The following is a 12,361-nucleotide window of genomic DNA, read 5'->3' on the forward strand; positions in this document are numbered from 1 at the left end:
ATGACGCCTGCCGTTGTTTACCCAGGGCTTTGCCCGCGCTAGACCGCCAGAACGTTGCAAGCCACCTGGTACAGAATATGTTCAGTGGTGCTGCCCAGAAGTTTCTCCAGGCCGTGATACTGAGCCCTGCCCATCACGATCACATCCACCTCCTGTTCGCTGGCAAACTCACTCAGCGCCGAGACGGGTTGTCCCAGAATGAAATGGTGACGATCGGCGGGCACACCGTAGCGATGGGCCAATTCGAGAAACGCTTGTTCATCGTTTCTACGCAAATCCTCGGTCAGGTCAGACAGCGCCAGCCCGCCCATGTCCGTCATGTACACCGAGGAAATATCACAGGCATACAGCAGATGCAGTTCGGCCCCGCACTGCAACGCCAGGCTGGTGGCCTGTTGAATGATCCGCTCGTTCAGCTCGTTGTTGGCAGGCGCCGTATCGGACGCGTCGACGGCCGCCACGACCTTGCGCGGCAAGGCGTGAGCGCCCCCGCCCACCAGGTACACCGGCACGGGGCAATGTCGCAATAAACGCCAATCGAGCGGGGTGAAAAAAACACGTTTGAGCGCTGATTCGTGTTGGGTTTCTTTGATCACCAAATCAGGTTGCATTTCCGTAACGTGATCAAGGATGTCCTGCTGCAAGTCATCGGCCCAGCTCACCTCCATGGTGACCTCGATACCGCGACCACGGAGGCTCTTTGCCTGGTTTTTCAGCCATTCCGTATGGTCCTGCAGGTAGCTTTTCCGGGCCTTTTCCCGCACGCCTTCTTCAAGCAGTGACAGTATCTCTACCGGCTTGGCCAACGCCGCAATATGCAAGCTCGCACCGCTGGCCTTGGCCACGGCGGCAGCATGGTTGATCGCCGGGGAATGGCGCTGGGCCGGGTTGATGATCAGTAACAAGCGTTGATATTGGCTCATGATCTGACTCCACACAGAGGGGGCTCGTCGTGCACCACAGGCCCTTTGCCGAGGCTGGCGTCGACGCCTGCGCCGGATCAGCACCAGCGTTGATTAAGCGTCCTCCGTTGAGGATTCTGTGGCGTTGACTTATGTCAAACCTGCGCCCGCTAGACTGCCAATACGCTGCACGGCACCTGGTACAGGATGTGTTCAGTGGTACTGCCCACCCGCTTTTCCAGACCCTGATACTGAACTCTGCCCATCACGATCACATCCATCTGATGCGTATCGACGAACTCGCTCAGCGCCGAGACCGGATGCCCCAAAACGAAATGCCGACGATCAGCGGGCACGCTGTGCCGACTGGCCAACTGGATGAACGATTTTTCCAGCTCGTTGCGCAGCTTCCTCGTCAACTTCGACAGTGCCAACCCTGCATCCAATTCCTCCAGAACAACTTCCGACACCTCACAGGCGCACAGCAGATGTAATTCGGCATCGCACTGTATGGCCAGGCCGATGGCCTGCTCGATAATGCGATCATTCAGTTCGCTGTTCGTCGACTCGCCTGCCGCAGCGTCGACCGCCGCCACGACCTTGCGCGGCAAGGCGTGACGAGCCTCTCCGACCAGATAAACCGGCACAGGGCAATGGCGCAACAAGCGCCAGTCGAGAGGCGTGAAGAACGCACGCTTGAGCGCCGATTCATGCTGAACTTCCTTGATCAGCAGGTCGGGCCGCAGTAGCGCCACGTGATCAAGAATGTCTTGCTCCATATCATCAGCCCAGGCCACCTGCGTGGTGACGCTGATCCCTTGGCCATGCAGATATTTCGCCTGCTCCCGCAGCCAGTCTCGGTGATCCTGCAGATAACGCTCCCGCGCGGTTGCCCTGTCCCTCTCCTCCAGCAGCGACAACAGTTTCAGTGGCGCAATCAACGCCGCAATATGCAAACGTGCAGCGCTGGCCCGGGCCAACGCCGCGGCCTGGTCGATTGCCGGGGAGTGGCGCAGGGCGAGATGGGTAATGAGTAACAACTGTTGATACTGGCTCATGAGCTCACCCCTGTTTCATTCAGGGAACGGTGGCTGGACCGGCGATTCCTTTTCCGGAATGTCGGTCAGGGTTGCCTCGGTCAGCAGCAAGATGCTGGCGACTGAAACGGCATTTTCCAGGGCAATGCGCACCACTTTGGTCGGATCGATAATGCCGGCGTCATACATGTCCACGTAACAGTTGGCGGACGCGTCGAAACCGACGTTGCCGGGTTCGGCGAGCATGCGTGCAACCACCACGCCGGCGTCCACCGCGGAGTTTTCCGCGATGAGTCTGGCCGGGGCTTCCAGCGCCCGGCGCAGGATCTGCAGACCGGTCCTGGCATCGCCCTCATAAAGGGCCTCTTCGGCCGCGATAATCGGGACAGCCTTGAGTAGCGCAAGCCCACCCCCCGGAACAATGCCTTCGGCGATTGCCGCCCGGGTCGCCGAGATGGCGTCATCCAGCGCATCCTTGCGTGCTTTCATCTCGGCTTCGGAAGGCGCCCCGACCCGGATCACCGCAACACCGCCAGAAAGCCTGGCCAGTCGTTCCTGGAGTTTTTCCCGGTCGTAATCGCTGGCGGTGCTGTCCATTTGCGCACGAATCTGCTGCAGACGCGCCTCAATGGCCTCACGTGTGCCCGCCCCGCCTATCAATGCCGTGCTGTCTTTTTGCACCACCACGCGATGCGCCCGTCCCAGCTGGCTCAGTTCCACCTGTTCCAGGGGGATGCCCAGGTCGTTGGAAATCACCGTCGCCCCTGTCAGAACCGCCATGTCGTGGAGCATTTCCTTGCGCCGGTCGCCAAAGCCTGGTGCCTTGATGGCCACCGCCCGCAATACGCCGCGTATCTGGTTGACGACCAACGTGGTCAACGCCTCACCTTCAATGTCGTCCGCGATCAACACCAGGGGTTGACCGCTTTTGGCAACGAGTTCAAGCAAGGGAAGCAAGTCTTTGAGTGCGCCGATCTTATGGTCACAGAGCAGCAAATACGCGTCATCGAGTTCAACCTGCATTTTCTCGGCGTCGGTAACGAAATACGGCGAGACATAGCCCCGGTCAAAGCGCATCCCTTCCATGACCTCGACCACGGTTTCGGTCGTCTTCGATTCCTCTACGCTGACGACACCTTCTACGCCGACCTTCTCCAATGCATCCGCCACCAATTGACCGATGACCGTGTCGTTGTGCGCCGACAGCGCGGCGACCTGGGCTTTTTCCTTGGGTGTGCTGACGGGTCGCGACTGGGCGGCAAGTGATTCCACGACCAGCGACAAGCCGCGATCCAGGCCACGCTTGAGGTCGATCGCACTGGCACCCGCGACAACGTTACGAATGCCATCGGCCAGGATGGCATGGGCCAGTACTGTTGAGGTGCTGGTGCCATCCCCTACGGCATCGCCTGTGCGTTCGGCGGCCTGGCGCAGCATTTGCGCGCCCAGGTTTTCCTCGGGGTCTTGCAGGTCAACGCGTTTGGCAATCGTCACGCCGTCATTGCAGACCGTCGGATTGCCCCATTTACTTTGAATCAACACCGATTTTGATTTCGGGCCCAGCGTCACACGCACGGCGTCCGCCAACTGCGTGGCGCCACTGAGGATTTTCTCGCGAGCTGTCGCACGAAACACGATTTTACTGTGAGCCATCGGGGTGCACTCCTCGCCATTTGTATAACAACTGCATGCTGGAATGCTTCTATGGAATGGCCGGCTCCACGTTGACTTTTATCAACAAAATTACAGGGTCCCCCGACCCTTCGGCCGCCTGTAGCCTCAGGAAGACCGACTGTCAGCTCGCGCCCCGGAATTGACAAAAATCAATGCTGGAAGCAGGAAACAGAGTCCCAATGAAATCGTGAACTCCAAGGATGGACAGGCGAATTTTTGTGAACCGAACGGTTTTTTTTCCATTTCAATGGGCGAGGAGAAACACGATGGACAAGTATCAACAGAGCCAGAAAGACAAGCTGTTCAAAACCTCCACCCATGACCCCTATTGCTTGCAGCGAGTTGAAGGCTCAGCCGTTTGTGCGCAGTGTGGCGCGGTGTATCAAGCAGGGAACTGGACCTGGAATCGTCCCGAAAACACCGTGGTGCATGACGCGAAAGAAACCACCTGCCCAGCCTGCCGACGCATCGCGGACAACATGCCAGCGGGCACCCTCACGCTGTCGGGGAGCTTCTCGCAAAAGCATCGAAATGAAATCATCCACCTGGTGGAACACACCGAGAAAACTGAAAAAGCCGAGCATGCCCTGGAGCGCATCATCAAGCTGACCGACTCCGGGGATGACCTGATCGTGACCACGACCGGCATCCATCTCGCGAATCGCTTGGGCCATGCGCTGGAAGGTGCTTTCAAAGGCAAATCCGATTACCGGTACAGCGAGGATAAGTACGGGGTGAGCATCCACTGGACACGTGACGAATAGGTGCTTTCAGAAAGAGTACGACCATGACCAACAATCATTCAGCCATACAGCACGCTGCCAACTTCGAATCGAACGACAGTATCGCCGCGCTGTTTTTTGAAGCCGACCAACTGAACGATCAAGCCTACGCATTGTTGAACGAGCCCATTTCGGCGCCGACCATGCATAAGTTTTCCGAAGCGAAAAAACGCGCCGATGAAAAATACCGGCAAGCCTGGCAGGAATGGATGCGGTTCAGGGACAAGGCCAATCGATGACAGCGCCAGGCATAACCCAGGGGCGGCCAACACGTGCGTCAAGCATGACGACGGGATAAGGGGTGACGCTCCATCAGCAATCGAGGGAAGGATTCGACATCAGTGAAATGCAGCGCGATACCAACGTCCGTCGCACACATCGCCGCCCCCAGCAGCCATGTCAACCACGCCGGCCAGCACTGACCTTTGTCCCCCAAGGCACTCAACGTTTGCCCTGTTTCTGATCTAAATCAAACGGCTCCTGGACATTCTCGCCGACAGTAAAGTCAGCAGCCGCACCCTGACATTCGAGGAATACAGAAACTCAGGGCCAACCGCTCCATGCCCCCGATACGGGACTGTCATTCAGGGGCGCGGCGGTAGCCTTCGTCGGCTGGAGGCTGTGGTCCGGGCCACCGATCTTATAAGGGCCAGGACCTGCTTTTTATTCTTTCAGGGTGGAGTGCAGCAAAATGTTCGCCGTCCGCCCTCAATCCAAGAGGAGGAGTAAACATGAGCAATTCCGTGAAAAAAATGCCGATAACGACTGAAGACAAAGCCAGTCAGCACCCTATGACGACAGCAGACCTTTGGCGACCTCTGGAAAAACTCCGGCAACAGGTCGATCAACTGTTCTCGGACTTTGGTCGCGGCCGGGGACTTTCCCCCTTCAGTCGTGGGCTGTTCGATGTCGAGCCATTCTGGCCACTGGAACTGACCGGCCAGAGCCTGCCTGCGGTGGACATCACCGAGAAAGATAAAAGCTACGAAATCTCCGCCGAACTGCCCGGCATGGACCAAAAAAACATCGAGATCAAATTGTCCAACGGCAGCCTCATCATCAGAGGCGAGAAGAAAGAGGACAAGGAAGAAAAAAGGAAGGGTTATCACCTCAGCGAGCGTCACTATGGCTCGTTCGAACGGGTGTTCAATCTGCCCAAAGGCGTCGATGCCGATAAGATCGAAGCGAGCTTCAGCAAAGGTGTGCTGAACGTCTCGTTGCCAAAAAAACCTGAGGCCATGAAAGCCGACAAGGTTGTACCGATCAAAGGCGAGTGAAACCCTGCAAGTCCAGCCCCTGCCGGGAAACCGGCGGGGGCTTTTTTTATCAGCTTGATGGCGTAGCAGGCGAATCGATGACGCGGTGGTCTCTCACTGGAGCCATGGCAATGGCTTGACGATGGTCAAACTGCAAGGCGCGCGGTTCAACACACTCTCGGCGGTACTGCCGATGAACCGGTCAATCCCGCGTTGGTAGACCGCGCCCATCACCACCATGTCGAAGGCATTGCGTTGCGCGAAATGTGTAATCACCTTGTGAGGAATACCTCTGAGCTGATGTCGACGTTTTTGTTCGATACCGTAGCGCTCGGCCAGCACCTCGAAGGCTTCTGTCTGGGCATCGGTGACGGCGTCGCCCAGACTGGCTTTCAGGCTCTGTGTCGGCACGCTCTGCGTAGCGTCGCCCATCACCGACCAGTTGCTGACGTTGAGCAGGTGCAAGGACGCATCGCAGGAGGCTGCGAATGTCGAGGCCAGGTCGAGAATCCGGTCATTGAGCCCATGCGTGAGGTCTTCCAGGTGTGAAAGATCGATGGCCGCGAGGATCTTCGACGGCTTGGGATTCCTGGGGTCAGTCACCAGATGCAAATGAGCCGGGCAGTCACGCAGCAACAGCCAGTCCAGAGGGCGATGGAAGGCGCGATCGAGTGCCGGAATCTGCTGGGTGTCCTTGATCACCAAATCCGCATGGAAGTCATTCACGTACTCGAGCACATGCGCCAGGCTCGACTTGGCCCAGACCACTTCAGTGGTCACCTGCAACCCCGTACACCGTTGAAACCGGGCTTGCTGCTCCAGCCAGTGACGATGTACCTGCAAGTAGCCCTCCCGTGCCTGTGCCATTGCGTCGTGATCGAACAACCCGGCCAGCGCCAGTGTCTGCACATAGTCGAACGCGACGATGTGCAATAAAGCCCCGGAGGCGCAGGCCAGTGCGCGCGCCCGGTCGAACGCCGGCGTGCGGTTCATTTCGGAGGGGGCGATCAACAGGATCCGCTTGAGTTTCAGCATGACCTACCTCGTCCTCGGAATACCTTGCCTGCCTTGCCGCCAATCCTTTGTTGGCGGATGTCCTGCAAACCGGTTCCTTTATTTTCGAGTCGACTTTTCCGCCATCCGACTGGCACGAACATTGGCTTCATCGGCAGTGCGTTGCGCCTGGCTGGCCGCTTGCGCTGCCTGTTGCGCCTTCACCATCGCCTCATCGGCGCGATGTCCTGCCGTCGCGGCGTTGCTTTCAGCGGATTCGAGCCGCGCCTCGAATTCCTGAGTTTGCCGGTGACTGCAACCGGCAGTCGCAGCTAACAGGATGCTCAGTAAAGCAAAGGACAAGCGCTTGTTCATGACGGTGCTCCCTGGATTTAATGCGACTCGAAAGCTTTTGTTCAAGTATCTGGCGTTATTCCCTGAGGGCTCTGATTTTTGTCAACAAACTCTCAGAGACTTTGTTCCTGCGACGCCCGCTCATGGAAGCCTTGTTGATGTAGCTCAATGACTTTCAGCCGCCCTGGAGTAGAAATGGACACGTCCACCGCCGATGCTGATGAAGCTCGCCCCGATACCGTTGGAGGCTCACCATGCTGGCAGTCACGCTGATCAACACGCTAGTGGTCGTCATCGTCGTGGTGAACCATTACGAATGCCTGTTACGGCTGAACGACTGGCTGCCGCGGCTCAAGATCTGGAGCCGCTTTCGGATTGTCGCCGGGGTCTTCGGTGCCCTGCTTGCCCACGCGATAGAAGTCTGGTGCTTCGCGCTGGCCTATTACCTGATGGCACGTTCCGGCGAATGGGGAACCCTGATCGGCAATTTCGATGGCTCGTTCATGGACTGCGTGTACTTTTCCTTCACCACCTACACGACCATCGGCTTCGGCGATATTTCACCGGTGGGCAACCTCAAATACCTGACCGGCCTGGAAGCCCTGACGGGGCTGGTATTGATTACCTGGACGGCTTCGTTTCTGTTTCTCGAAATGCAGAAATACTGGAAGCGCAAATAACCGCCCATGTACCGCCCGCAGTCGTCCGGGGAGATTTATTCCGCCCTGTTCGACGCTGCTCTAGACCGCCAGGACGCTACAAGGCACCTGATACAAAATATGCTCGGTGGTGCTGCCCAGCAGCTTGTCCACTCCGTGGGACTGGACTTTGCCCATCACGATCACATCCACTTGATGCTCGCTGGCGAAGTCGCTCAGTGCCGTGACGGGGTGGCCCTGTATGAAATGTCGACGGTCCGAGCCCACGCCGTATCGAGCGGCTAAATGCAGGAACGATTTTTCCAGGTCTCTGCGCAGCGACTTGGTGAGGTCCGCGAGCGTCAGTCCACCCATGTCTGCCAGAAAAGCCGCGGAGATATCGCAGGCATATAGCAGATGCAACTCGGCATCGCACTGCAGGGCGAGGCCGCAAGCCTGCTCGATGATCCGGTCATTGAGCGCCTCGTCCGGTGACCCGGTATCCGACACTTCCACCGCCGCCACGACCTTGCGCGGCAAGGCAAAGCTGCTGGCTCCGATCAGGTAGACCGGTATCGGGCATTGACGCAGCAATCGCCAGTCCAGCGGGGTGAAGAAAGCGCGCTTGAGCACCGATTCATGTTGCACTTCCTTGAGCAGCAGGTCGGGCTGCAATTGCGTGACGTGATCGAGGATGTCTTGCGACAGGTCATCGGCCCAGGTCACCTGTGTGGTCACCTCAATGCCCCTGCCACGCAACGTATGGGCCTGTGCCTTGAGCCAGTCCTCATGGTCACGCCGATAGACTTCCCGGGCCTGGTCACGGTCGCCTTCTTCAAGCAGCGACAACAATTTGAAGGAAGGAATCAAGGCGGCAATATGCAACTTCGCACCGCTGGCCTTGGCCAGTGCCGCCGCATGGTTGATTGCCGGAGACTGGCGCAGGGCCGGGTTGATGATGAGTAGCAAGCGTTGATACTGACTCATGACTGACCTCCAGACAGGTGAGCGTTCGACCCGTTTGCCCAGCAGCGCGGGTCGATCCACTGATCGACATGGGGTGATTGTGCGAGTCTGGCACCGGGCAGAACTTGATTTACCTCAAGTGTCCAAGCCGTGGAATCGGTGCGCGGGCCTTCGGGCGCGGGGGGGGGCGACACTGCCGAGCATGGATCCATTCGTCTAAATCCCTTGTCCATGGGACCAATTAGCCTTACCTGCGACGCACAGGAAACTATGCTTTATAAGCTGACACCGAGGGCTATATGAACATGCCTGACGCTCGTTCGTATCGAGACCATCATCTCAAGGCCGCGTGCTCCAACTGCAGCGTGTTGGATCTGTGCCTTCCGCTAGGCCTCTCCGGCCCGGAAATCGAGCAGCTCGATACGCTGATCGTACAACGCGTCAAAGTCAAAAAAGGCGCCGCACTCTATCGCGCAGACGACCCGTTGCGCTCGCTGTACGCCGTGCGTATCGGCTCGTTCAAGACCTGCGTGCTCTCGCTCGATGGCCGGGAGCAGGTCACCGGGTTCCAGATGCCCGGCGAAATGCTCGGTCTGGACGCCATCAGCACCGAGCGGCACACCTGCGATGCCTACGCGCTGGAAGACAGCGAAGTCTGTCCTATCCACTTCGCTCACCTGGAAAAACTCGCAAGTGAACTGCCCTCACTGCAGCACAACCTGAACAAGATATTGAGCCGTGAAATCGTCCGCGATCACGACATGCTGATGATGCTGGGCAACATGAACTCCGATGAGCGCCTGGCCGCGTTTCTGCTGAACCTGTCGCAACGTCTAAACCAACGTGGGTATTCATCCCGGGAATTTGTCCTGAAAATGCGCCGCGAGGAAATCGGCTCCTACCTGGGCCTGCGCCTGGAAACCATCTGCCGGGGCATCGCGCACCTGCGAGATCAGGGGCTGGCGGAAATATCGGGCCGCGACGTCAAAATCCAGAACATGGATGGGCTCAAGCAGCTGGTCGCGGGCTGTCATCGCCATCAAAGCTAACCCCTGACGCCGGAGAGTCATCATGCGCGCCATGGTATTGCACAGGCCCGGCCATCCGCTGCAACAACAAGAACGGCCTATGCCGACACCCGGTCCCCAGCAACTGCTGATCAAAGTCCTGGCCTGCGGCGTGTGCCGCACCGACCTGCACCTGGTCGACGGCGAGTTGCCACAAGCGGTGCTGCCGCGAGTGCCGGGGCATGAAATCGTCGGCGTGGTCACAGCAGTCGGAGCGGATGTCAGGCCCGACTGGATCGGTCGGCGAGTGGGCGTCCCATGGCTGGGCTGGACCTGCGGTGAATGTGTGTTCTGCACCTCGGGCCGGGAAAACCTTTGTGATCATGCTCAGTTCACCGGTTGTCATCTGGACGGCGGTTATGCCGAGTACACGGTTGCCGACCGGCGCTTCTGTTTCCCGATTCCCGAGGGGCTCTCGGACGTTCAGGCGGCACCGCTGCTGTGTGCCGGGCTGATCGGATTTCGGGCGTTGCAAATGGCCAAGGGCACGCGCCATCTGGGCCTCTACGGGTTTGGTGCGGCGGCGCATCTGGCGATTCAGGTGGCGCGTGGCCGGGGGCAGAAGGTCTATGCGTTCACTCGCCCGGATGACAGCGAGGGTCAGGCCTATGCCCGTTCATTGGGCGCCGAATGGGCCGGGCCTTCGGACCAGCCACCGCCACACCTGCTCGATGCCAGCCTGATTTTCGCCCCTGTCGGCGCGCTGGTGCCGCTGGCACTGGCGGTCACCGTCAAGGGTGGCTGCGTGATTTGCGCCGGCATTCACATGAGCGACATTCCCGCATTTCCTTACCGGCTGCTATGGGGCGAGCGCAGCGTTCGTTCGGTGGCCAACCTGACCCGTGAAGACGGCACCACGTTTTTCCAGGAGCTGGAGCACACGCCCGTGCACTGTGACGTCACCTGTTTTGCCCTGGCCGAGGCCAATCAGGCCTTGGCGTGCCTGCGAGCCGGCCAGTTCAAGGGCGCCATCGTGCTTACCCCCTGACCGGGGACCTGACGGCGAGGATGCTGCCCGGCACCGAATACAGGGCCCGTTCGGTGTTACTGCCAATGAACCGGTCGATCCCCACCCGGTGCACCGTGCCCATCACCACGACATCCGCCACGTACTCTTCGACAAACTCGTGGATCACGGGCACTGGTAACCCCATGATGAAATGCCGCCGCTCCGGCGGTATGCCGTAGCGATCGGCCAACGTGATAAACGCCAGGTGCAAGGACTCGCGCAGTTCCTCGATAAAGTCCACGGTCCAGCCTCCACCGGCCAGTGGCGCATCGCCGTTGAAGGCTGGTGACAAGTCATACGCGTAAAGCAGGTGCAGTGGGGCATCGCATTGCAAGGCCAAGGCGTTCGCGGTCTGAATGATGGTGTCATTCAAACCGTTGATCTGGGTGGAAGGATCGAACGGGTCCACCGCCGCCACGACGCGGTGCGGCAAGCCGTAACGGGTCTGGTTGACCAGATGCACCGGGACCGGGCATTCGCGCAGCAAATGGCAATCGAGCGGTGTGATGAATACCCGTTTCAGCATCGGCTCCAGGGTCACGTCCTTGATCAGCATGTCGGGCTTGAGGTCTTCGACCGCTTTCAAGATATCCAGCAGCGGATGCGTGGTAAAAACCACCTCGACCGTCACGTCCAGCCCCAAATCGTTGAGTCGGTCGAGCTCATCGGCGGCCCAGCGACGGTAACGGCGCAAATACCCCTGATACCGTGCGTCGTCGATTTTCTCTTCCCACAAATGCACGACCGGTGCCGGTTCGACAAAGGCCCGCACGGCCAGCACGGCACCGCTCGCCTTGGCCAGGGCTACCGCCCGCAGCATGGCCGGGGACTGATGCAGGGTTTGGTCGGCGACCAGCAACAAACGTTGATATTGACCCATCACACACCTCGAGTTCGACGGCGGTCGCAGGACCGGCAGGTTCCAAGCGTGCGCGCGTTGCCCCCTCTTCCAGGTTGATTTACATCAAATACAGGTCAATGAACCTCCTGCGTCACGACTCTCTGATCCAGATCAGATTCAGGCCCGGCCATGGGCGTAGAAAGGACTGAACTGTACGGTTCACCCCCGCGCACCTTTCAAACCGGATGGAGGATCACCCCATGCTGACTGTCAAAGACCACAATGAACGGGCCGCAGCCGCTTACGCCGCAGTCACCGGGCAACACTGGATCGAATCGCTCAAGGATGGTCGTCATGTGCTGATCCGGCCGCTGTCGGAAAAAGACCGTGAGCGTGAATACGCCTTCATCAAACGGCTGTCCCCCGAGTCCAGGCACATGCGTTTTCTCGCCCAGATCAACGAGCCCGGCATCTCGATGCTCAATCAGCTGATGGACACCGACAACAAACAGCGGATGGCCTACGTCGCGCTGACCCATGAAAACGGCCAACTGATCGAGATCGGCGTCAGCCGCTACGCCGCCACGGCCGAGAAAGAATGCGAATGCGCCGTGACGGTCGCCGATGAGTGGACGCACCTGGGCCTGGGAACATTGCTGATGGAGCATCTGATCAAGGCCGCACGCAAAAATGGTTTTACCCAGATGTATTCGGTGGATGCCGCCAGCAATGCACCGATGCGTGACCTGGCCAAAGCGCTGGGTTTCCAGACAAGCAATGACCCAGATGACAGCCATCAGGTCATTCACCGTCTTTACCTGTAAAAAATCGCCCCGGGATGT

At 58.8% G+C, this 12,361-nt stretch carries 14 protein-coding genes; 7 read left to right on the forward strand and 7 right to left on the reverse strand.

Annotated elements, in window-relative coordinates:
* Positions 1-38: 38 nt before the first annotated feature.
* The 3 genes from K5K95_RS29975 to groL form a co-directional block, all read right to left on the reverse strand.
* Positions 39-923 carry a universal stress protein gene (locus K5K95_RS29975; RefSeq protein WP_222587430.1) on the reverse strand — a complete coding sequence of 295 codons (885 nt, stop codon included), beginning with the start codon at positions 921-923 and terminating at the stop codon, positions 39-41.
* 149 nt (positions 924-1,072) lie between these two features.
* Positions 1,073-1,960, reverse strand: a complete 888-nt coding sequence (locus tag K5K95_RS29980; protein ID WP_222587431.1) for a universal stress protein — start codon at positions 1,958-1,960, stop codon at positions 1,073-1,075.
* A gap of 15 nt (positions 1,961-1,975) precedes the next feature.
* A complete protein-coding gene (gene groL, locus K5K95_RS29985; RefSeq protein ID WP_222587432.1) occupies positions 1,976-3,592 on the reverse strand; it encodes a chaperonin GroEL in 1,617 nt (538 codons plus the stop codon).
* A 287-nt stretch (positions 3,593-3,879) separates the two neighbouring features.
* Here groL and K5K95_RS29990 point away from each other — a divergent pair, with 287 nt between their 5' ends.
* The 3 genes from K5K95_RS29990 to K5K95_RS30000 all read left to right on the forward strand — a co-directional run bounded on the left by K5K95_RS29990 (position 3,880) and on the right by K5K95_RS30000 (position 5,672).
* A complete protein-coding gene (locus K5K95_RS29990; protein WP_222587433.1) occupies positions 3,880-4,377 on the forward strand; it encodes a BCAM0308 family protein in 498 nt (165 codons plus the stop codon).
* 23 nt (positions 4,378-4,400) lie between these two features.
* Positions 4,401-4,634 (forward strand): hypothetical protein, encoded by a 234-nt coding sequence (locus tag K5K95_RS29995; protein WP_222587434.1) that lies wholly within the window; start codon positions 4,401-4,403, stop codon positions 4,632-4,634.
* A gap of 492 nt (positions 4,635-5,126) precedes the next feature.
* On the forward strand, positions 5,127-5,672 hold the full coding sequence (locus K5K95_RS30000; RefSeq protein WP_222587435.1) for an Hsp20/alpha crystallin family protein: 546 nt from the start codon (positions 5,127-5,129) through the stop codon (positions 5,670-5,672).
* A gap of 93 nt (positions 5,673-5,765) precedes the next feature.
* Here the strand turns inward: K5K95_RS30000 and K5K95_RS30005 are convergent, their stop codons facing one another.
* On the reverse strand, positions 5,766-6,686 hold the full coding sequence (locus K5K95_RS30005) for a universal stress protein (protein ID WP_222587436.1): 921 nt from the start codon (positions 6,684-6,686) through the stop codon (positions 5,766-5,768).
* 78 nt (positions 6,687-6,764) lie between these two features.
* Positions 6,765-7,019 carry an Lpp/OprI family alanine-zipper lipoprotein gene (locus tag K5K95_RS30010; RefSeq protein ID WP_222587437.1) on the reverse strand — a complete coding sequence of 85 codons (255 nt, stop codon included), beginning with the start codon at positions 7,017-7,019 and terminating at the stop codon, positions 6,765-6,767.
* A gap of 233 nt (positions 7,020-7,252) precedes the next feature.
* On the opposite strand from K5K95_RS30010, the gene K5K95_RS30015 reads away from it, so the two are divergent.
* The gene (locus K5K95_RS30015; RefSeq protein ID WP_222587438.1) at positions 7,253-7,678 is read left to right on the forward strand and encodes a potassium channel family protein; all 426 of its coding nucleotides are present in this window, start codon (positions 7,253-7,255) and stop codon (positions 7,676-7,678) included.
* A gap of 60 nt (positions 7,679-7,738) precedes the next feature.
* On the opposite strand, the gene K5K95_RS30020 is transcribed toward K5K95_RS30015, so the two are convergent.
* On the reverse strand, positions 7,739-8,623 hold the full coding sequence (locus K5K95_RS30020) for a universal stress protein (RefSeq protein WP_222587439.1): 885 nt from the start codon (positions 8,621-8,623) through the stop codon (positions 7,739-7,741).
* A gap of 284 nt (positions 8,624-8,907) precedes the next feature.
* Between K5K95_RS30020 and fnr the strand changes: the two genes are divergently transcribed.
* A complete protein-coding gene (fnr, locus tag K5K95_RS30025) occupies positions 8,908-9,651 on the forward strand; it encodes a fumarate/nitrate reduction transcriptional regulator Fnr (RefSeq protein ID WP_222590474.1) in 744 nt (247 codons plus the stop codon).
* A gap of 22 nt (positions 9,652-9,673) precedes the next feature.
* Positions 9,674-10,657 carry a zinc-dependent alcohol dehydrogenase family protein gene (locus tag K5K95_RS30030; RefSeq protein ID WP_222587440.1) on the forward strand — a complete coding sequence of 328 codons (984 nt, stop codon included), beginning with the start codon at positions 9,674-9,676 and terminating at the stop codon, positions 10,655-10,657.
* Here K5K95_RS30030 and K5K95_RS30035 read toward each other — a convergent pair.
* Entirely contained in the window at positions 10,647-11,558 is a 912-nt protein-coding gene (locus K5K95_RS30035) for a universal stress protein (RefSeq protein WP_222587441.1), read from the reverse strand. The genes K5K95_RS30030 and K5K95_RS30035 overlap by 11 nt on opposite strands.
* Positions 11,559-11,779: 221 nt before the next feature.
* Between K5K95_RS30035 and K5K95_RS30040 the strand changes: the two genes are divergently transcribed.
* The gene (locus tag K5K95_RS30040) at positions 11,780-12,343 is read left to right on the forward strand and encodes a GNAT family N-acetyltransferase (protein WP_222587442.1); all 564 of its coding nucleotides are present in this window, start codon (positions 11,780-11,782) and stop codon (positions 12,341-12,343) included.
* Positions 12,344-12,361: the final 18 nt, after the last annotated feature.

The sequence above is a fragment of the Pseudomonas sp. DR48 genome, assembly GCF_019823085.1.
Taxonomy (GTDB): Bacteria; Pseudomonadota; Gammaproteobacteria; order Pseudomonadales; family Pseudomonadaceae; genus Aquipseudomonas.